Below are 19484 nucleotides of genomic sequence, written 5' to 3' on the forward strand. Positions count from 1 at the left end.
TGTGGGTGCCCGCCCCGGGGGCGCCGGCCCGTCAAAAAACAAAAACCCGAGACCTAACTTGTGCGCTGGCCCGCCTGTTAGCACCTCAAATCGCTCCGTTCCGCCCCGGACCCCACCCGGACGTCGGGGCCCTTCTGCCATGCTCCGGATCACCAGGTGACGGGGAGTGCCACCGGTCCGCGGATCATCGTGCGCTGCCGCCAGGGGACCTCGTCGGCGGGGACGGCGAGGCGCAGCCCCGGCAGCCGGTCGAGGAGGGTGTTGATCAGGAGGTCGGTCTGTATCCGGGCGAGGACGGCGCCGGTGCAGTAGTGGGGGCCGTTGCCGTAGGCGAGGTGGGCGCTGGTGTCCCGGTCGATGTCGATGCGGTCGGGGTCGGGGAAGACGTCCGGGTCGCGGTTGGCGGCGAGGTAGGAGACGTAGACGGGGTCGCCCGCGGTGATGCGTACGCCCTGGATGTCGATGTCCTCCAGGGCGATGCGGGCCAGGCCGACCGAGGTGCGGTGCGGGATGAAGCGCAGGAGTTCGTCGATGGCGGCGGGACGGGACTCGGGCTGGCAGCGCAGGCGATCGAGCAGCTCGGGGTCGGTCAGGATGAGGTAGAGCATCTGGCCGACGTTGTGGGTGACGGCCTCGCCGCCGATCTGAAGAGGCCCCGCGATGCCGATGGCCTCCGCCTCGCTGATGTCACCGCGGCCGACGGCGGCGCCGAGGAGCGAGAGGACGTCCTCGGCTCGGCTTCCGGCCCGCTCGTGAATGGCCTCGGTGATCCAGCCGTACATCCCGTCCTTGGCAAGCTCCGCGGCCTCGGCACCGCCCGCGGTGGAGATGATCTGCCGGGTCCACGCGTGGATCTGCTCCCGGTCGGCCTCGGGTACCCCCATGACCTCGCAGACGACGGCGATGGGGAAGGGTTCGAGGACGCGCTCGACGAGGTCGGCGGGGGGACCGTCCTTCGCCACCCCGTCCACGAGGGCGTCGAGCGTCTCCTGGGCGCGGGGGCGCAGCCGCTTCACGGCTCCCACGGTGTACGCGGCCGCCACCGCCTTGCGCAGCCGGTTGTGGTCGGGCTGGTCGGCGAACGCCAGTGACCCGGGCTTCGGCTTGAAGTGCGGTGCGATACGGGTGACTTGGCGGTCGACGACCTCGGCGCGGCTGAAGCGGGGGTCGTTCGTGATCGCCTTCACATCCTCGTGGCGGGTCGCCAGCCAAGCCCAGCCCTCCCCGTGGGGGAGCCGGATCCGGGTCAGCGGCCCCTCGCGCATCAGCTCCGCGAGCACCGGGTCGAAGTCGGTCGCGTGCAGTTCGCGGGGCGGCCAGTCCCGTACGGGGGGAGGAGGCTGGCCGGTCAGGGTGGTGGTGTCTTCTGCCATGGGTCCACCATCGATCGGCGGAGGGCGGGTGTCGCGTGGGGGTGCTCCAGGCGGAGTGCGAGGCTCGGGGCTCTGAGGAGGCTTCGGGCGCCGAGGCGGACTTCAGATGTGCTGCCGGATGGCCGGCGCGGTGGATGGTACGGGTGCGCGGAACGGTGGTGGAGGTGGCAACTGGGCGGGGGGCGAGGAGGGCTGCTGGGCGGCGTTGGTCTTGCGGTGGCAGGTCCGTGGTCAGGGCGTGTCGTACGGCGGTGGGGGTGAGGGTTCGGTTCAGCCAGGCGGCGACACCCGGGGCGAGGTGTTCCGCGTCGGTGGCGGAGAGGGGGTGGTTGTACGCCGCTGAGCGCTGACCTACGGCGGGCGTCCCTCTTCCTGTAAATTCGCTGATGCGTACGACAGTTGGTGGGACGGGCGTGACGGGGGTTGCGGCGTGGCGGGGAATCGGCCGAGTGACTGGCATGTCCTGGATCTGGACAGGGACCCCACGCCTGGTGATCCGGACCGGGTGCGGTCGCTGGCAAAGAATCTGCAGGACTTCGCGGACGATGTCGGGGACGGGCTGCGTCTGATCAAGGGGATGGCGGACGAGGAGGCGGTCCTGCAGTGGGCGGGGAAGTCCGCGAAGGCGTTCCAGGATCAGTTTTCGGGTGTGCCGAAGCAGCTGAAGAAGCTGAAGACGTCGTATGACATGGCGGGGGATGCGCTGGCGGCGTACTGGCCGAAGCTGGAGCGTGCGCAGGCCCTCGCCGACCGGGCGCTGGCCAATGGGCGTGCGGCGCAGGCCGACCTGAGCTCGGCCAAGTCCCGTCTCTCGTCGGCCGATTCGTGGGTGACGAAGGCCGGCAAGGAAGCCGACAAGTACAAGGACGACCCGACCGGCAGCAAGAGCACCGAGAAGCCCGATGAGGCCAAGGTCCGGGCAGCCACCCGGGACGCGCAGCATGCCAAGTCGGCCCAGACGTCCGCCCAGTCGGACGTCAGCTCGGCACAGAACGCGCTGGACGCGGCGAAGAAGATGGCCGAGGACGCGCGCACCATGCGCGAGGAAGCGGCGCGCGAGACGAAGACCAAGATCGATGAGGCGTCGGATGCGGGGATCCGTAACCGGAAGTGGTGGGAGGAGGTCGGGGACTGGTTCTCCGACAACTGGGACACCATCGTCACGGTCTGCAAAGTCGTCGTCGCGGTCGTCGGAATCATCGCGATGATCATCGGGGGGCCGATCCTCGGCGCGATCGTGCTGATCGCGGCTCTCGTCGTCCTCGCTGACACCCTCAACAAATACGCGAAAGGCCAGGCCTCCCTATGGGACGTGGCCTTCGCGGCGCTGGACTGCATACCCGGCATGAAGGGCCTGACAACCCTCGGCGGACTCGCCAAGGGCCTCAAGGGCGGCATGGCTGCGATGAAGGGACTCAGGGGCGGGCTGAAGGGCATGGGACTCGCAGCGCGCGGGCTCGGCAAATCGGCCCGTGGCGCTATCGCCGACGGTGCGAAGGGCGCCTACAACCGGGCCAAAAACGTGGTGCGCTCCAAGGGCAGTGACCCGATCGACATGGCCACCGGCGCGATGTTTCTGCCGGAGACCGATGTCTCGCTGGCCGCAAGCCTGCCGCTGGCCTTCACCCGCCGGGCCGCCTCCACCTACCGCACCGGCTGGTGGTTCGGCCCCACCTGGGCCTCCACCATCGACCAGCGCCTCGAAATCGACGAGGACGGCATCGTCTTCGTCACCGAGGACGGGCTGCTCCTCGCCTACGCCCACCCCACCGGCACGCAGCACCAGGTGCTCCCCGAGGCCGGCCCCCGCCACGGTCTGATGCGTCTCGACAACGGCGGCTACCGCGTCGAAGACCCCATCGGGGTAACCCGCCGCTTCGGGCCCCCCGTCGATGGCATCGCCCTGCTGGAGCGAATATCCGACCGCAACGGCGACACCATCGACTTCGACCACGCCTCCGACGGGACCCCGCTCGCGATCCGGCATTCCGGCGGGTACCACCTCAAGCTGGCCGCTGTCGACGGCCGTGTCACGGCCCTCCACCTGGCCGGGGCGGGCGAGGAGGGATCCGACCTCGAACTGCGCAGGTACGAGTACTCCGGCGACTGCCTCACCACGGTCATCAACGCCACAGGCCACGCGATGGAGTTCACTTATGACGAGCGGTATCGCATCACGTCCTGGACCGACCGCAACGGCCGCAGCTACTCCTACGAGTACGACAGGGCGGGCCGCTGTGTGGCGGAGGGTGGCGAGGCCGGCCACATCAGCCTCACCCTGGACTACGACAGCACCGACCCGGCCTGGCCCGGTGCCAGGATCACCACCGTCACCACCGCCGAGGGCGCCGTCAGCAGGTTCGTCGTCAACGACAACTGCCAGGTCGTCGCGGAAATCGATCCGCTCGGCGGCACCACCCGCACCGCCTGGGACGAACACCACCACCTGACGTCCTGGACGGACCAGCTGGGCCACACCACGGACAAGACCTACGACGACCTCGGCCGTCTGCTGGATGTCACACGTCCGGACGGCGCGACGGTCAGTCTCACGTACGACGCGCAGGGGAACCCTGTTGCCATCACCGGCACCGACGGGCAAGTCCAGCGCCGGGAGTACGACGCCCGCGGCAATTGCGTCACGATCGTCAAGCCCGGTGGCGCCACGACCCGTTACACCTACGACGACGCCGGTCACCTGTCCACGGTCACGGATCCCACGGGATACGTCACTCGTGTGCGATGCGACCTGGCCGGTCTGGCCGAACATGTCACCGACCCCCTGGGAGGTGTCACGCGCTACACCCACGACGCCTTCGGCCGGGTGGCAGGCGTCACCGACCCCCTGGGCAACCCGACCCGTATGGAATGGGGTGCGGACGGCGAACTGCTGCGACGCACCGGAGCGGACGGGCAGGCGGAGGTGTGGACCTATGACGCCGAGGGCAATCGGATCAGCCACACCGACGCCATGGGGGCCGTGACACGGTTCGAGTACACCCACTTCAACCTGCTCGCGGCGCGGACGGGCTCCGACTCCGTCCGCCACGACTTCGAGTACGACCCCTCGCTGCGTCTGCTCGGCGTGAGTCGCCCGGACGGGCGGCGCTGGAGCTATCGGTACGACGACGCGGGGCGGCTCGTGTCGGAGACCGACTTCGACGGCCGCACACAGACCTACGGCCATGACGCCAAGGGCCAGGTCGTCCTGCGTGCCAACGCCCTTGGGCAGACGGTTCGCATCACACGGGACGTGTTCGGGCGTGTTGTCGGCAAGGACGCCGACGGCGCGGTCAGCACGTACACCTATGACCTGAACGACCGGCTCTGCGTGGCCGAGGGCCCTGACGCAACCGTGACGCTGCGGCGGGATCCGCAAGGGCGCCTGGTCTCGGAGACGGTCAACGGCCGGACCATCAGCTTCACCCACGATGCCGCGGGCCGGCCGCTGAGCCGTACCACTCCCACCGGTGCGACGAGTTCATGGGGCTACGACGGTCGCGGCGACCTCGCCCGGCTGCACACAGCAGGCCGAACCCTCGACTTCGGCCATGACGCGGCGGGGCGGCTCCTGTCCCTCGACGTGGACGACGCTCTGTCGCTGACGCGCGCGTACGACGGCCTCGGGAGAGTCATCGCGCAGGCGGTCACCACCGGTGAGGGTCGCACGCTGCGCGACCGTTCCTACCGCTACCGCGTGGACGGACACCTGGTCGGAATCGACGGCCCGGGCGGTGAGAGCCGGAGCTTCGACCTGGACGCGGCCGGCCGCACCACGGCCGTCAGGGCAGAGGGATGGACGGAGTCCTACACCTACGAAAAAGACGGTGCTCAGACGAGCGCTGCCTGGCCCGGCCAGCATCCTGGCCAAGCGGCTGTGGGCCAACGCCACACCGAGGGCGCGCGGTTGTTCCGTGCCGGTGACACCCGCTACTCCTACGACGACCAGGGGCGGGTCGTTCGCCGCCACCGCACCCGGCTCTCGCGCAAGCCCGAGACCTGGACGTACACCTGGGACGCGGAGGACCGGCTCGTCTCCGTCCGCACCCCCGACGGGACATTGTGGCGGTACCAGTACGACCCGATGGGGCGCCGTATCGCCAAACAGCGGATCGGCGCGGACGGCACCACCGTGGTGGAGCAGACCGATTTCACCTGGGACGGCAGCACCCTCTGCGAGCAGCTCACCACCGACTCCGCGTGCCCGCACTCCGTGGCCCTGTCCTGGGATCACGAGGGTCTGCGGCCCATCGCCCAGACCGAACGGCTTCTCACTGCCTCGCGCGAGGAGATCGACGCGCGGTTCTTCGCCATCGCCACCGATCTCGCGGGTGCTCCCACCGAACTGGTCGGTGAGGACGGTCGTATCGCCTGGCAGGCGCGGAGCACTCTGTGGGGCGTGACCGCCTGGAACAGCGGGAGCAGTGCGTATACACCGCTGCGTTCCCCCGGGCAGTACCACGACGCGGAGACGGGTCTTCACTACAACGTCCACCGCTACTACGACCCGGAGACGGCTCGCTACGCCACCCCGGACCCGCTGGGCCTGGGGCCCTCCCCCAATCCGTTCCTGTACGTCCTCGACCCCCTGCTCCTGGCCGACCCGCTCGGTCTCTACGAGATCGGGAAACCGGACGCCGCGAGCCAGGCGGGCAACCTGCCGATGCTCGCCGACAAGATCGCCGCACACGGTGACATCAAGAACCGGGGGATTCCGGGTGTCGACGACCTGGACGTCGCGGAGCACCTGGAGGACCTGATGACCAACACGCAGGGAATCCGGATGCGCAGCACCACGTCGGGCAACGCACGTTTCGCCTGGTGGGACGACGCCACCGGGACGATGCTGATCCGCGAAGGGGAGAATGGCACCTTCATGCAGCCCGATGACGGCTACGAGTACTTCCTGAAACAGCTGAAGGAGTGAATGGATTCGTGGGCGAAGCGGAGCGCGGCAGGGCTCGGCGGGGCAGTAGGCGTGCACCGTTCGACGTGTTCTGGGCGGCGCCGGAAAGCAGGGCCGTGTGGGCCGAGTTGCCCGAACCGGTCCTCGCGGCGATCGCCCGCCTTGATGCGGAGCGGCTGGAGTTGGAACGGTCGCGGGTCGCACCGCGGTTGCGGGAGAAGATAACGGCTCCCGTGTACTCGGTGGCGGACCGGTTCGCGTCCTGGGAGCGCGTGGTGCGCAGGATGGAGCCGGGCTGGTCGAGCGAGGACTTCTATCCCATCAGCGCCTACGACAACGACCTGGACTCCCGGGACTCGCTGGACGACTTGATGCAGCTGCTGCCCACCGAGGCGCGCGAAGGTGCGCTGGGGCGGCTGCTGGCACAGCTGGACGCACGCTTTCGGGCAGCGAGTGTCCCGGACCCGGAACTCACGCTCCGCCCCTGGGTACGTCCGACCAAGGAGAAGCCCGAGGCCGAGCTGGGGGAGTGGTGGAAGCGCAAGCCGGTGCGGGAGCCCTGGGACTGAGCAGGGAGCGGTCATGGCGTCCGAGTGGAACTGGGAAAGCGGCGAGGGTCTGCTGGGTATGGACGATCCCGCCGAGGTGGACACGGCGTTCGAGCGTGGCGAGGGTCATCTCGGTACGACAGTGATCGGGTTGGCCTTCAACTGTTCGCTGGAGGAGGCCTCGCCTCGGATCGTCAGGGCGATGCAGTTGCCGGACCTCGCTCAGCGGGGGTTCGCGTTCACCGCGGCGGGCACCGCGGCCCGACTCAATGGCGAATTGACGCCGGAGCTGTACGCCACGCTGCGTGCGGAGGGCCATCGTGGCATCGCCGAGGACGCCATCGACGACACGCTGACGTTCGTACCGTTCCCGCAACTGCCGCCGTGGTTCAAGCGTCGGTGGGTGTTCGTGGCGGTGCGGAACAAGTTGGAGGGCTGGTGGCTGCGGTCCGCGGACGCGGTCGGGGACGCGGTCGGGGACGCCTGGAAAGCGCTGCGTGGGCGCCGTTCTTGAGCGGGTGGACCCGTGCGGCCGGGGCCCCTCTGTCCAGGAAACCGTGAGGGCGGACGCCCTACAGGGGCCGGAAGTCGTGGCCGCAGCTCTCGCCCTTGCCGTCGATCTCGCGGACGACGCGGGCCGGAGCAGCGTCGCCGACACGTTCAAGATGTGGCGGGTCGCTTTCCTCCCGGGCATTCTGCGTCCCGACTCGACCGCACCCGAGTACGGAAAGAGAGCCTTCCGTGCCTACGCCCACACCTTGGAGGCGTCGTTCGGCTCGCACGGTTTCCGGAGCTGAAGCCCTCGCGCGTCGTCAAGTGAAGTCCTGGGGAACGCCGGTGGGCTCCTTGTTGGACGTTGGGTCAACTGTCCGGCGACTGTGTGAGTAATGTTCTTTTCTGGTCGCTGTGGGGTGGTTGTGGCGGTCGTAGCCTAGGTTGGCTCGGGGCCGCTTGGTTCCGGGAGTCTCTGTGAGGGTGGGTAGGTGCTCATGCGCGGCGCCGCAGGAGGATCGGCGATAACCCATGCAGGGCGCAGGTGGGTTGAAACAGCCGCTTCCCCCGCTCGCCGAGTCGGACTGGCGGACCGGCGTCGCCGCTGCCGAGCGGTCGGCGCAGCCGCCCGCGAGCGTCCGGGACGGGAAGCCCGCACGGGCCCAGCGCGCCCGCAGCCGGCTGTACGCCCTCGACGGCATCCGGATAGCCGCCGCGCTCATGGTCGCCGTGCACCACTTCGCCGGTACGAAACGGATGAACCAGCCTGGCAACGCCGTCTGGGGCCGTCCGGTGTCGGACATCATGCCCAACGTGTTCCGCTTCGCCACGTACGGCTGGATCGGCGTCGAGATCTTCTTCGTGATCAGCGGATTCGTGATCTGTATGTCGTGCTGGGGGCGCTCTCCCCGGCAGTTCTTCGTCTCGCGGGTGATCCGCCTCTACCCGGCGTACTGGTTCGCCGTCCTCTTCACCACGGGCGTGCTGATGGCCCTGCCGGGGGTGTGGGAGCGACTGAAGCCGCGGGAGATCCTGTTCAACCTCACGATGCTGCAGTCCGGTTCGGGCGTGCAGGATGTCGACGGCGTCTACTGGACCCTCTGGTCGGAAGTGCGCTTCTACCTGCTCTTCATGCTGGTCGTCGCGACCGGTCTGACGTACCGCAAGGTCGTCGTGTTCTGCTGCGTGTGGGGGGCGGCGGCGATGATCGCCCCGGAGTCCGACTTCCGTCTGCTGGTGGTCGTCGCCAACCCCGACGGTGCCTGGTACTTCATCGCGGGCCTCGTCCTCTACCTCATGCACCGCTTCGGCCAGGACCTGCTGCTGTGGGGCATCCTCGCCATGTGCTGGCTGATGGCCCAGATGGAGCTGGGGCATCGGATCGACGCGGTCGAGCACGTGTCCAGCTGGCGGGGCAGCGTGCTGATCTTCACGGTGTTCCTGCTGTTCATGGTCGGTGTCGCACTCGGTATGACCGACCGCATGCAGTGGAAGTGGCTGGTCACCGCCGGCACCATGACCTACCCGCTCTATCTGATGCACTACGCGGCCGGTACGACGGTGATCAACCGCCTTCGGGACACCATGGACGCCCGGCTGCTCGTCGCCGCCGTCATCGCCGGGTTCCTGCTCCTGAGCTATCTGGTCCACCGCTTCGTGGAACGCCCCGTGGCGCGGCTGGTGAAGAAGGGGCTGGACAGATCCTTCGCCCGGTTGCGAGAGGCACGGAGCATGGCCTGATCCGGGGGCGGGCTTCGATCGACCGAGCCTGTGTTTGACGTGCGTCACCTTCGGGGTATTCTCTCCGGCTCGATTAGCCAGGCCCGTGCCCCGTATGGCAGACTGTCGGAGTTGCTCGGTCGAGCGCCGATGCTGCGCGCCTCCCGTCGGGAGGACCGGAAGCGAGTCCCACAGTACTCGTCGCCCCAACTGCCGTAAGGCAGCGCTGGGGCGGACGTACGGGAATCTTTCGGGAAGTGTCAGCGGGGTGCAGGCCAGGCACCCGGTGGGTGTTCAGCCCCCGGTCCAGCGGTTGCTTTCGGGCGAGCCGCGTCCCTCGCAGGGAAATTCGTAACGGATATCTGTGCGGCAGGAGCGCGACACACCCGACCGCGTGGGTCGGAGGACAGGACGCGAACCCCCGGGTTCCGGAGCGTTTCACTAGACAAAGGACTACTGAGTAGCCATGGCGGGACAGAAGATCCGCATCCGGCTCAAGGCCTACGACCACGAGGTCATCGATTCCTCGGCGAAGAAGATCGTCGAGACGGTGACGCGTACTGGTGCGTCGGTCGCGGGCCCGGTGCCGCTGCCCACTGAGAAGAACGTGTACTGCGTCATCAAGTCGCCGCACAAGTACAAGGACTCGCGCGAGCACTTCGAGATGCGCACGCACAAGCGCCTGATCGACATTCTCGACCCGACGCCCAAGACCGTTGACTCCCTGATGCGACTCGACCTCCCGGCCGGTGTCGACATCGAGATCAAGCTCTAAGGGCCGGTGATCTGAGAATGGCTAAGCAGATCAAGGGCATCCTGGGCGAGAAGCTCGGCATGACGCAGGTGTGGGACGAGAACAACCGTGTTGTTCCCGTCACCGTCGTCAAGGCCGGTCCGAACGTCGTGACCCAGGTCCGTACGAATGACTCCGACGGCTACGAGTCGGTCCAGATCGCCTTCGGCGAGATCGACCCTCGCAAGGTGAACAAGCCCCTCAAGGGTCACTTCGCCAAGGCCGACGTCACCCCCCGCCGCCACCTCGTCGAGATCCGTACCGCTGACGCCAGCGAGTACACCCTCGGCCAGGAGATCACCGCCGAGACCTTCGAGGCCGGCGTCAAGGTGGACGTGACCGGCAAGAGCAAGGGCAAGGGCTTCGCCGGTGTCATGAAGCGTCACAACTTCAAGGGCCTCGGCGCCGGACACGGTGTCCAGCGCAAGCACCGCTCTCCCGGCTCCATCGGTGGCTGTGCCACCCCTGGCCGTGTCTTCAAGGGCATGCGCATGGCGGGCCGCATGGGCAACGAGCGGGTCACCACCCAGAATTTGACCGTTCACGCTGTTGACGCGGAGAAGGGACTGCTCCTCATCAAGGGAGCCATCCCCGGTCCGAACGGCGGCCTCGTCCTGGTCCGTACCGCGGCCAAGGGGGTCTGAGGACATGACCACCATTGACATTCAGTCGCCCTCCGGCGACATCGCCGGGACCGTTGAGCTCCCGGCCGAGATCTTCGACGTAGAGAAGATCAGCATCCCGCTGCTCCACCAGGTCGTCGTCGCACAGCTGGCCGCTGCCCGTCAGGGCACGCACAAGGTCAAGCGTCGTGGCGAGGTCCGCGGTGGTGGCCGCAAGCCTTACCGCCAGAAGGGCACCGGCCGCGCCCGTCAGGGTTCGACCCGCGCCCCGCAGTTCGCCGGCGGTGGCGTCGTCCACGGCCCCACGCCGCGTGACTACTCGCAGCGGACCCCGAAGAAGATGAAGGCCGCGGCCCTGCGCCACGCCCTCACCGACCGGGCCCGCAACGCTCGCATCCACGTCATCACCGACGTGATCGACGGCGAGGCCATCTCCACCAAGGCCGCGAAGAGCTTCCTCGGCAAGATCTCGGAGCGCAAGAACGTGCTCCTGGTCATCGAGCGCTCGAACGAGACCGCGCTGCTTTCCGCGCGCAACCTGCCCCAGGTCCACATCCTGGAGCCGGGCCAGCTGAACACGTACGACGTTCTCGTCTCGGACGACGTGGTCTTCACCCAGGCCGCCTTCGAGTCCTTCGTGTCTGGCGCGCCGGCTGGATCGGCTGCTGACACCGAAGGGAGCGAAGCCTGATGGCTACGCGTCACCCGAGCATTGCCTCGAAGGCCGCCAAGGCCAAGAAGGTCGCGCGCATCGCCAAGGCGAAGCGCCACGAGACCGAGGGCAAGAACACCGTCGAGACGCCGCTGAGCAAGAGCTTCACGGACCACCGTGACGTCCTTCTCAAGCCGGTCGTCTCCGAGAAGAGCTACGCGCTGCTCGACGAGGGCAAGTACACCTTCGTCGTCGCGCCGGGCGCCAACAAGACCCAGATCAAGCAGGCCGTCCAGGCGGTCTTCTCGGTCAAGGTCACCGGCGTCAACACGATCAACCGTCAGGGTAAGCGCAAGCGGACCAAGAGCGGTTTCGGTAAGCGTGCTGACACCAAGCGCGCGATCGTGACCCTCGCTGAGGGCGACCGTATCGACATCTTCGGCCAGGCCTCCTAACGGAGCGCCCTGGTCCGAATATCGGACGAGGACTGAGAAATGGGAATCCGCAAGTACAAGCCGACTACGCCGGGCCGCCGTGGCTCCAGCGTCGCCGACTTCGTCGAGGTCACGCGGTCCACGCCGGAGAAGTCGCTGGTTCGCCCCCTGCACAGCAAGGGCGGCCGTAACAATTCCGGTCGTGTGACCGTTCGCCACCAGGGTGGCGGACACAAGCGCGCCTACCGAGTGATCGACTTCCGTCGTCACGACAAGGACGGCGTGCCGGCGAAGGTCGCGCACATCGAGTACGACCCCAACCGCACCGCGCGCATCGCGCTGCTGCACTACGCGGACGGCGAGAAGCGTTACATCCTCGCCCCCCGCAACCTGTCGCAGGGTGACCGCGTCGAGAACGGTCCCGGGGCCGACATCAAGCCGGGCAACAACCTGGCGCTCCGCAACATCCCGGTCGGTACCACGATCCACGCGATCGAGCTCCGTCCGGGTGGCGGCGCCAAGTTCGCCCGCTCCGCCGGTGCCTCGGTGCAGCTGCTCGCGAAGGAGGGCACCATGGCCCACCTCCGCATGCCCTCCGGTGAGATCCGCCTGGTCGACCAGCGCTGCCGCGCCACGGTCGGCGAGGTCGGCAACGCCGAGCAGAGCAACATCAACTGGGGCAAGGCCGGCCGCAAGCGCTGGCTGGGCGTCCGCCCGTCCGTTCGCGGTGTGGCGATGAACCCGGTTGACCACCCGCACGGTGGTGGTGAGGGCAAGACCTCCGGTGGTCGCCACCCGGTCTCCCCGTGGGGTCAGAAGGAGGGTCGTACTCGCTCGCCGAAGAAGGCTTCGAGCAAGTACATCGTCCGCCGCCGCAAGTCGAACAAGAAGCGCTAGGAGCGGGTTTAGATGCCGCGCAGTCTCAAGAAGGGGCCCTTCGTCGACGGACACCTCGTAAAGAAGGTGGACGTACAGAACGAAGCCGGTACCAAGAACGTCATCAAGACCTGGTCCCGTCGCTCGATGATCATCCCGGCCATGCTCGGTCACACGATCGCGGTGCACAACGGCAAGATCCACATCCCGGTGTTTGTCACCGAGTCGATGGTCGGCCACAAGCTCGGCGAGTTCTCGCCGACGCGCACCTTCCGGGGTCACGTCAAGGACGACCGGAAGACGAAGCGCCGCTAGCGCGGGGTGGATTCGACCATGACAGACACTGGAAGGACAACCATGGAAGCCAGGGCCCAGGCGCGGTACATCCGCGTTACGCCCATGAAGGCCCGCCGCGTGGTGGACCTTATCCGTGGCATGGATGCCACGGAGGCTCAGGCGGTCCTGCGTTTCGCCGCGCAGGCCGCGAGCGTGCCGGTTGGCAAGGTGCTTGACAGCGCCATCGCCAACGCCGCGCACAACTACGACCACACCGACGCCGGCAGCCTCGTCATCTCTGAGGCGTACGTCGACGAAGGTCCGACCCTGAAGCGGTTCCGTCCGCGTGCCCAGGGCCGTGCCTACCGGATCCGCAAGCGGACCAGCCACATCACCGTGGTCGTCAGCAGCAAGGAAGGAACCCGGTAATGGGCCAGAAGGTTAACCCGCATGGGTTCCGGCTCGGCATTACCACGGACTTCAAGTCCCGTTGGTACGCCGACAAGCTGTACAAGGACTACGTCAAGGAAGACGTCGCCATCCGTCGGATGATGACGTCCGGCATGGAGCGCGCCGGCATCTCGAAGGTTGAGATCGAGCGCACCCGTGACCGCGTGCGGGTGGACATCCACACCGCGCGTCCCGGCATCGTCATCGGCCGCCGTGGCGCCGAGGCCGACCGCATCCGCGGCGACCTCGAGAAGCTCACGGGCAAGCAGGTCCAGCTGAACATCCTCGAGGTCAAGAACCCCGAGACGGACGCTCAGCTGGTTGCTCAGGCCGTTGCCGAGCAGCTGTCCTCCCGCGTCTCCTTCCGCCGCGCCATGCGTAAGAGCATGCAGTCGTCGATGAAGGCCGGCGCCAAGGGCATCAAGATCCAGTGTGGTGGCCGTCTCGGCGGCGCCGAGATGTCCCGCTCGGAGTTCTACCGCGAGGGCCGTGTGCCCCTGCACACCCTCCGCGCGAACGTCGACTACGGCTTCTTCGAGGCCAAGACGACCTTCGGCCGCATCGGTGTGAAGGTCTGGATCTACAAGGGCAACGTCAAGAACATCGCCGAGGTCCGCGCCGAGAACGCCGCGGCCCGTGCGGGTAACCGCCCGGCGCGCGGTGGCGCGGGTGGCGGCGCTGACCGCCCGGCCCGTGGCGGTGCCCGTGGTGGCGAGCGTGGCGGCCGCGGCCGCAAGCCGCAGCAGCAGTCCGCGCCGGCTGCCGAGGCCCCCAAGGCCGACGCTCCCGCCGCCGCTGCCGCTCCGGCTGAGAGCACCGGAACGGAGGCCTGACCGAAATGCTGATCCCCCGTAGGGTCAAGCACCGCAAGCAGCACCACCCGAAGCGCCGTGGTCAGGCCAAGGGCGGTACGCAGGTTTCGTTCGGCGAGTACGGCATTCAGGCCCTCACGCCGGCGTACGTGACCAACCGCCAGATCGAGGCGGCGCGTATCGCGATGACCCGCCACATCAAGCGTGGCGGCAAGGTCTGGATCAACATCTACCCGGACCGCCCGCTGACCAAGAAGCCTGCCGAGACCCGCATGGGTTCCGGTAAGGGTTCGCCCGAGTGGTGGGTCGCGAACGTGCACCCGGGCCGGGTCATGTTCGAACTGTCCTATCCCAACGAGAAGATCGCCCGTGAGGCCCTCACTCGCGCAGCCCACAAGCTGCCGATGAAGTGCCGGATCGTCAAGCGCGAGGCAGGTGAAGCGTGATGTCGGCCGGTACCAAGGCGTCCGAGCTGCGCGAACTGGGTGACGAGGAGCTTCTCGCGAAGCTTCGCGAAGCCAAGGAAGAGCTGTTCAACCTCCGCTTCCAGGCGGCGACCGGTCAGCTCGAGAACCACGGGCGGCTCAAGGCCGTCCGCAAGGACATCGCGCGGATCTACACCCTGATGCGTGAGCGCGAGCTGGGCATCGAGACGGTGGAGAGCGCCTGATGAGTGAGAGCAATGTGACTGAGACCGCTGAAGCCCGTGGCTTCCGCAAGACCCGTGAGGGTCTCGTCGTCAGCGACAAGATGGACAAGACCGTCGTCGTCGCCGTCGAGGACCGCGTGAAGCACGCGCTGTACGGCAAGGTCATCCGCCGTACCAGCAAGCTCAAGGCCCACGACGAGCAGAACGCCGCCGGCGTCGGCGACCGTGTCCTCCTGATGGAGACCCGGCCGCTGTCCTCGACGAAGCGCTGGCGCATCGTCGAGATCCTCGAGAAGGCCAAGTAATTACTTCAGGCCCTGGAAAAAAATTCTAGGGGCCCCTGAAGTTGGTTCCGCCAGGCTCGGGGCGGGAGCGCCTTAACCGGTGCCCCCGCCCCGGGAACCGGCAGACAATCAGGAGATAGACGTGATCCAGCAGGAGTCGCGACTGCGTGTCGCCGACAACACTGGTGCGAAGGAAATCCTTTGCATCCGTGTGCTCGGTGGCTCAGGTCGCCGCTACGCGGGCATCGGCGACGTCATCGTCGCCACCGTCAAGGACGCGATCCCCGGTGGCAACGTGAAGAAGGGTGACGTCATCAAGGCGGTCATCGTTCGCACCGTCAAGGAGCGCCGCCGTCCGGACGGCTCGTACATCCGCTTCGACGAGAACGCCGCTGTCATTCTCAAGAACGACGGCGACCCTCGTGGCACCCGTATCTTCGGCCCGGTGGGCCGGGAGCTGCGCGAGAAGAAGTTCATGAAGATCATCTCGCTCGCGCCGGAGGTGCTGTAAGCATGAAGATCAAGAAGGGTGACACGGTTCAGGTCATCACCGGCAAGGACAAGGGCAAGCAGGGCAAGGTCATTGCGGCCTACCCCCGCGAGGACCGCGTCCTGGTCGAGGGTGTCAACCGGGTCAAGAAGCACACCAAGGCCGGCCCGACCGCGAAGGGTTCGCAGGCCGGCGGCATCGTCACCACCGAGGCGCCCGTCCACGTCTCCAACGTCCAGCTGGTCGTTGAGAAGGACGGCAACAAGGTTGTCACGCGTGTCGGTTACCGCTTCGACGATGAGGGCAACAAGATCCGCGTTGCCAAGCGGACGGGTGAGGACATCTGATGACTACCACCACGACTCCGCGTCTCAAGACGAAGTACCGCGAGGAGATCGCGGGCAAGCTGCTTGAAGAGTTCGCGTACGCGAACGTCATGCAGGTTCCCGGGCTCGTCAAGATCGTGGTCAACATGGGTGTCGGCGACGCCGCCCGTGACTCGAAGCTCATGGACGGTGCCGTCCGTGACCTGACCACGATCACCGGTCAGAAGCCGGCCGTCACCAAGGCCCGCAAGTCCATCGCGCAGTTCAAGCTGCGTGAAGGTCAGCCGATCGGTGCCCACGTCACGCTCCGTGGCGACCGCATGTGGGAGTTCCTGGACCGCACCCTGTCGCTCGCGCTTCCGCGCATCCGCGACTTCCGTGGTCTGTCCCCCAAGCAGTTCGACGGGCGTGGCAACTACACCTTCGGTCTCACGGAGCAGGTCATGTTCCACGAGATCGACCAGGACAAGATCGACCGCGTCCGGGGTATGGACATCACCGTGGTCACCACGGCGACCAACGACGCTGAGGGCCGTGCCCTTCTCCGTCACCTCGGCTTCCCCTTCAAGGAGGCGTAACCGAGATGGCGAAGAAGGCTCTGATTGCCAAGGCTGCTCGTAAGCCCAAGTTCGGCGTACGTGGCTACACGCGCTGCCAGCGCTGCGGCCGTCCGCACTCCGTGTACCGCAAGTTCGGCCTGTGCCGCATCTGCCTTCGTGAGATGGCTCACCGTGGCGAGCTGCCGGGCGTGACCAAGAGCTCCTGGTAATCCTCCACCGTCCGTAGGACGTTCGGGATTACCCGAGGCTCTCGGTAAGCAATGGGTCGGTAAGGTGCCCTGCTCTCCATGGCTTAGGCTAGGAGGGTTGGGCGCCTGCCGCCCGTACGACTTACTACGCCGTAGGTCCCCGCACCGCACCCGTCCCGCCACTGAGTGGGGAGAGGGATGGCGCACTGGAAACCCCGGCGAGAGAGGCCGAAGGCCAATTCATGACCATGACTGATCCCATCGCAGACATGCTTACTCGTCTGCGTAACGCGAACTCGGCGTACCACGACGATGTCGCGATGCCGCACAGCAAGATCAAGTCTCACATCGCGGAGATCCTCCAGCAGGAGGGCTTCATCACCGGCTGGAAGGTCGAGGATGCCGAGGTCGGCAAGAAGCTCGTCCTCGAGCTGAAGTTCGGCCCGAACCGTGAGCGCTCCATTGCGGGCATCAAGCGGATCTCGAAGCCGGGTCTGCGTGTGTACGCGAAGTCCACCTCCCTGCCCAAGGTGCTCGGTGGCCTCGGCGTGGCGATCATCTCCACGTCGCACGGTCTCCTCACTGGACAGCAGGCCGGCAAGAAGGGCGTAGGCGGAGAAGTTCTCGCCTACGTCTGGTAGCGGAAGGGAACGGAGGAAAAAGCTATGTCGCGTATTGGCAAGCTCCCCATCACGGTTCCCGCCGGCGTGGACGTCACCATCGACGGCCGTACGGTCCAGGTGAAGGGCCCCAAGGGCGCTCTCTCCCACACCGTCGCGGCACCGATCGATGTCGCCAAGGGTGAGGACGGCATTCTCAATGTCACCCGCCCGAACGACGAGCGTCAGAACAAGGCCCTGCACGGCCTGTCCCGCACGCTGGTGGCGAACATGATCACCGGCGTGACCCAGGGTTACGTGAAGAAGCTCGAAATCAGCGGTGTCGGTTACCGCGTCCTGGCGAAGGGCTCCAACCTGGAGTTCTCGCTCGGCTACAGCCACTCGATCACGGTCGAGGCGCCCGAGGGCATCTCGTTCAAGGTCGAGAACCCGACGCACTTCTCGGTCGAGGGAATCGACAAGCAGAAGGTCGGAGAGGTTGCGGCCAACATCCGCAAGCTGCGCAAGCCCGACCCGTACAAGGCCAAGGGCGTCAAGTACGAGGGCGAAGTCGTCCGGCGCAAGGTCGGAAAGGCGGGTAAGTAAGCCATGGCATACGGTGTCAAGATTGCTAAGGGCGACGCTTACAAGCGTGCTGCCATCAAGCGTCGTCACATCCGGATCCGGAAGCACATCTCGGGTACGGCTGAGCGTCCGCGCCTGGTCGTGACGCGCTCCAACCGCCACATCGTGGCCCAGGTCATCGACGACGTTAAGGGTCACACCCTGGCGTCGGCGTCGACCCTGGACACCACGGTCCGCGGTGCCGAGGGCGACAAGTCCGCGCAGGCCAAGTCGGTCGGCGCCCTGGTTGCCGAGCGCGCCAAGGCCGCCGGTGTCGAGGTCGTCGTATTCGACCGTGGTGGAAACCAGTACGCCGGGCGCATTGCCGCTCTGGCGGACGCCGCCCGCGAAGCGGGACTCAAGTTCTGAGTCGCCCGTCGCGCTAGCGACTTCGGTCGCTGCGTAGCTAGCGGAAAAAGAGAGAGGTAATCCAATGGCTGGACCCCAGCGCCGCGGAAGCGGTGCCGGTGGCGGCGAGCGGCGGGACCGGAAGGGCCGTGACGGCGGCGGTGCCGCTGCCGAGAAGACCGCGTACGTTGAGCGCGTTGTCGCGATCAACCGCGTCGCCAAGGTTGTGAAGGGTGGTCGTCGCTTCAGCTTCACTGCGCTCGTCGTGGTGGGCGATGGTGACGGCACCGTCGGTGTCGGTTACGGCAAGGCCAAGGAGGTGCCGGCCGCGATCGCCAAGGGTGTTGAAGAGGCCAAGAAGCACTTCTTCAAGGTCCCCCGTATCCAGGGCACCATCCCGCACCCGATCACGGGCGAGAAGGCCGCAGGCGTCGTCCTGCTCAAGCCTGCTTCCCCCGGTACCGGCGTTATCGCCGGTGGCCCGGTGCGTGCTGTCCTGGAGTGCGCCGGCGTTCACGACATCCTGTCGAAGTCGCTCGGCTCGTCCAACGCGATCAACATCGTGCACGCGACCGTGGCGGCCCTCAAGGGCCTGCAGCGTCCCGAGGAGATCGCGGCCCGCCGTGGTCTGCCCCTCGAGGACGTCGCCCCCGCGGCTCTGCTCCGTGCACGTGCGGGAGCGGGTGCGTAATGGCTCGCCTCAAGGTCACGCAGACGAAGTCGTACATCGGCAGCAAGCAGAACCACCGCGACACCCTGCGCTCCCTTGGTCTCAAGGGCATCAACACGCAGGTCGTCAAGGAGGACCGCCCCGAGTTCCGCGGAATGGTGCACACCGTCCGCCACCTCGTGACGGTTGAGGAGGTCGACTGATCATGGCGGAGAACAGCCCGCTCAAGATCCACAACCTCCGTCCCGCCCCGGGCGCCAAGACCGCCAAGACCCGTGTGGGTCGTGGTGAGGCGTCGAAGGGTAAGACGGCTGGTCGTGGTACCAAGGGCACGAAGGCCCGTTACCAGGTTCCGGCGCGCTTCGAGGGTGGCCAGATGCCCCTCCACATGCGTCTCCCGAAGCTCAAGGGCTTCCGGAACCCGTTCAAGACCGAGTACCAGGTCGTGAACCTCGACAAGCTGGCGTCGCTGTACCCGGAGGGTGGCGAGGTCACCGTCGAGGGGCTCGTCGCCAACGGTGCGGTGCGCAAGAACAGCCTCGTCAAGGTCCTCGGCCAGGGCGAGATCTCTGTGGCACTGCAGGTGACGGTTGACGCCGTCTCCGGCTCCGCCAAGGAGAAGATCACCGCCGCCGGCGGTACCGTCACCGAGCTCGTCTGAATTCAGCAGGCGTCTCGATGACTTGAGCGATCCCAGCCGGGGGTGCCCACAAAAGGGGCATCCCCGGTTGGTCGTTCCTAGGGGGGCAGTGTCGCCGGTAAGGTGGCCTGCGCTGCCGAATTTCGTCCGGT

Annotated in this window: 27 protein-coding genes; 26 read left to right on the plus strand and 1 reads right to left on the minus strand. The window is 67.0% G+C overall.

Translation table 11 applies throughout. The features are described from left to right. Positions 1–149 precede the first annotated feature (149 nt). On the minus strand, positions 150–1373 hold the full coding sequence (locus tag ACFWP7_RS12725; RefSeq protein WP_384380382.1) for a cytochrome P450: 1224 nt from the start codon (positions 1371–1373) through the stop codon (positions 150–152). A gap of 430 nt (positions 1374–1803) precedes the next feature. Between ACFWP7_RS12725 and ACFWP7_RS12730 the strand changes: the two genes are divergently transcribed. The 26 genes from ACFWP7_RS12730 (at position 1804) to rplO (ending at position 19353) form a co-directional block, all read left to right on the plus strand. Further along, entirely contained in the window at positions 1804–6300 is a 4497-nt protein-coding gene (locus tag ACFWP7_RS12730; RefSeq protein WP_384380385.1) for a DUF6531 domain-containing protein, read from the plus strand. An 8-nt stretch (positions 6301–6308) separates the two neighbouring features. Beyond that, positions 6309–6848, plus strand: a complete 540-nt coding sequence (locus ACFWP7_RS12735; RefSeq protein ID WP_384380388.1) for a hypothetical protein — start codon at positions 6309–6311, stop codon at positions 6846–6848. Positions 6849–6861: 13 nt separating this feature from the next. Continuing rightward, positions 6862–7341, plus strand: coding sequence for a hypothetical protein (locus ACFWP7_RS12740; protein WP_384380391.1), 480 nt, complete (start codon positions 6862–6864; stop codon positions 7339–7341). 76 nt (positions 7342–7417) lie between these two features. Then, positions 7418–7624 (plus strand): hypothetical protein, encoded by a 207-nt coding sequence (locus ACFWP7_RS12745; protein ID WP_384380394.1) that lies wholly within the window; start codon positions 7418–7420, stop codon positions 7622–7624. 244 nt (positions 7625–7868) lie between these two features. Then, positions 7869–9059, plus strand: a complete 1191-nt coding sequence (locus tag ACFWP7_RS12750) for an acyltransferase family protein (RefSeq protein ID WP_384380397.1) — start codon at positions 7869–7871, stop codon at positions 9057–9059. 445 nt (positions 9060–9504) lie between these two features. Next, on the plus strand, positions 9505–9813 hold the full coding sequence (gene rpsJ / locus ACFWP7_RS12755; protein WP_003948644.1) for a 30S ribosomal protein S10: 309 nt from the start codon (positions 9505–9507) through the stop codon (positions 9811–9813). Positions 9814–9830: 17 nt separating this feature from the next. Then, entirely contained in the window at positions 9831–10475 is a 645-nt protein-coding gene (gene rplC / locus ACFWP7_RS12760) for a 50S ribosomal protein L3 (protein ID WP_365442167.1), read from the plus strand. A gap of 4 nt (positions 10476–10479) precedes the next feature. After that, the gene (rplD, locus tag ACFWP7_RS12765) at positions 10480–11145 is read left to right on the plus strand and encodes a 50S ribosomal protein L4 (protein ID WP_384380400.1); all 666 of its coding nucleotides are present in this window, start codon (positions 10480–10482) and stop codon (positions 11143–11145) included. Then, the gene (gene rplW, locus ACFWP7_RS12770) at positions 11145–11561 is read left to right on the plus strand and encodes a 50S ribosomal protein L23 (protein ID WP_266456020.1); all 417 of its coding nucleotides are present in this window, start codon (positions 11145–11147) and stop codon (positions 11559–11561) included. Before rplD ends, rplW begins: the two co-directional genes overlap by 1 nt. 39 nt (positions 11562–11600) lie before the next feature. Beyond that, positions 11601–12437 carry a 50S ribosomal protein L2 gene (gene rplB / locus ACFWP7_RS12775; RefSeq protein ID WP_043676819.1) on the plus strand — a complete coding sequence of 279 codons (837 nt, stop codon included), beginning with the start codon at positions 11601–11603 and terminating at the stop codon, positions 12435–12437. A gap of 12 nt (positions 12438–12449) precedes the next feature. Further along, positions 12450–12731 (plus strand): 30S ribosomal protein S19, encoded by a 282-nt coding sequence (rpsS, locus tag ACFWP7_RS12780; RefSeq protein WP_384380405.1) that lies wholly within the window; start codon positions 12450–12452, stop codon positions 12729–12731. A 42-nt stretch (positions 12732–12773) separates the two neighbouring features. Beyond that, positions 12774–13121, plus strand: coding sequence for a 50S ribosomal protein L22 (rplV, locus tag ACFWP7_RS12785; RefSeq protein ID WP_266456014.1), 348 nt, complete (start codon positions 12774–12776; stop codon positions 13119–13121). Then, positions 13121–13975, plus strand: a complete 855-nt coding sequence (gene rpsC, locus ACFWP7_RS12790; protein ID WP_384380408.1) for a 30S ribosomal protein S3 — start codon at positions 13121–13123, stop codon at positions 13973–13975. Before rplV ends, rpsC begins: the two co-directional genes overlap by 1 nt. Positions 13976–13980: 5 nt before the next feature. After that, positions 13981–14400: a 50S ribosomal protein L16 gene (gene rplP / locus ACFWP7_RS12795; protein WP_099500627.1), complete on the plus strand. Its 420-nt coding sequence runs from the start codon at positions 13981–13983 to the stop codon at positions 14398–14400. Further along, a complete protein-coding gene (gene rpmC, locus ACFWP7_RS12800) occupies positions 14400–14624 on the plus strand; it encodes a 50S ribosomal protein L29 (RefSeq protein WP_003998824.1) in 225 nt (74 codons plus the stop codon). The genes rplP and rpmC overlap by 1 nt, the downstream gene beginning before the upstream one ends. Beyond that, positions 14624–14908, plus strand: a complete 285-nt coding sequence (rpsQ, locus tag ACFWP7_RS12805) for a 30S ribosomal protein S17 (RefSeq protein WP_327431000.1) — start codon at positions 14624–14626, stop codon at positions 14906–14908. The genes rpmC and rpsQ overlap by 1 nt, the downstream gene beginning before the upstream one ends. A gap of 121 nt (positions 14909–15029) precedes the next feature. Then, on the plus strand, positions 15030–15398 hold the full coding sequence (gene rplN / locus ACFWP7_RS12810; protein ID WP_003992364.1) for a 50S ribosomal protein L14: 369 nt from the start codon (positions 15030–15032) through the stop codon (positions 15396–15398). Between the two features lie 2 nt (positions 15399–15400). Then, complete coding sequence (gene rplX, locus ACFWP7_RS12815; protein WP_266455993.1) at positions 15401–15724, plus strand: 50S ribosomal protein L24; 324 nt, start codon at positions 15401–15403, stop codon at positions 15722–15724. After that, on the plus strand, positions 15724–16281 hold the full coding sequence (gene rplE / locus ACFWP7_RS12820) for a 50S ribosomal protein L5 (protein WP_365442181.1): 558 nt from the start codon (positions 15724–15726) through the stop codon (positions 16279–16281). Before rplX ends, rplE begins: the two co-directional genes overlap by 1 nt. Positions 16282–16286: 5 nt before the next feature. Further along, positions 16287–16472, plus strand: coding sequence for a type Z 30S ribosomal protein S14 (locus ACFWP7_RS12825; RefSeq protein WP_261705331.1), 186 nt, complete (start codon positions 16287–16289; stop codon positions 16470–16472). 221 nt (positions 16473–16693) lie between these two features. After that, positions 16694–17092, plus strand: a complete 399-nt coding sequence (gene rpsH, locus ACFWP7_RS12830; protein WP_081218894.1) for a 30S ribosomal protein S8 — start codon at positions 16694–16696, stop codon at positions 17090–17092. A 24-nt stretch (positions 17093–17116) separates the two neighbouring features. After that, entirely contained in the window at positions 17117–17656 is a 540-nt protein-coding gene (gene rplF, locus ACFWP7_RS12835) for a 50S ribosomal protein L6 (protein ID WP_384380415.1), read from the plus strand. A gap of 3 nt (positions 17657–17659) precedes the next feature. After that, positions 17660–18043 (plus strand): 50S ribosomal protein L18, encoded by a 384-nt coding sequence (gene rplR, locus ACFWP7_RS12840; RefSeq protein WP_384380419.1) that lies wholly within the window; start codon positions 17660–17662, stop codon positions 18041–18043. A gap of 64 nt (positions 18044–18107) precedes the next feature. Beyond that, positions 18108–18713, plus strand: a complete 606-nt coding sequence (gene rpsE / locus ACFWP7_RS12845; protein WP_384380422.1) for a 30S ribosomal protein S5 — start codon at positions 18108–18110, stop codon at positions 18711–18713. Then, positions 18713–18895 carry a 50S ribosomal protein L30 gene (gene rpmD, locus ACFWP7_RS12850; protein WP_055553514.1) on the plus strand — a complete coding sequence of 61 codons (183 nt, stop codon included), beginning with the start codon at positions 18713–18715 and terminating at the stop codon, positions 18893–18895. The genes rpsE and rpmD overlap by 1 nt, the downstream gene beginning before the upstream one ends. 2 nt (positions 18896–18897) lie before the next feature. Next, positions 18898–19353: a 50S ribosomal protein L15 gene (gene rplO / locus ACFWP7_RS12855; RefSeq protein WP_328749704.1), complete on the plus strand. Its 456-nt coding sequence runs from the start codon at positions 18898–18900 to the stop codon at positions 19351–19353. Positions 19354–19484: the final 131 nt, after the last annotated feature.

Source organism: Streptomyces sp. NPDC058470, from assembly GCF_042721055.1.
In the GTDB taxonomy this organism is placed as follows: Bacteria; Actinomycetota; Actinomycetes; order Streptomycetales; family Streptomycetaceae; genus Streptomyces.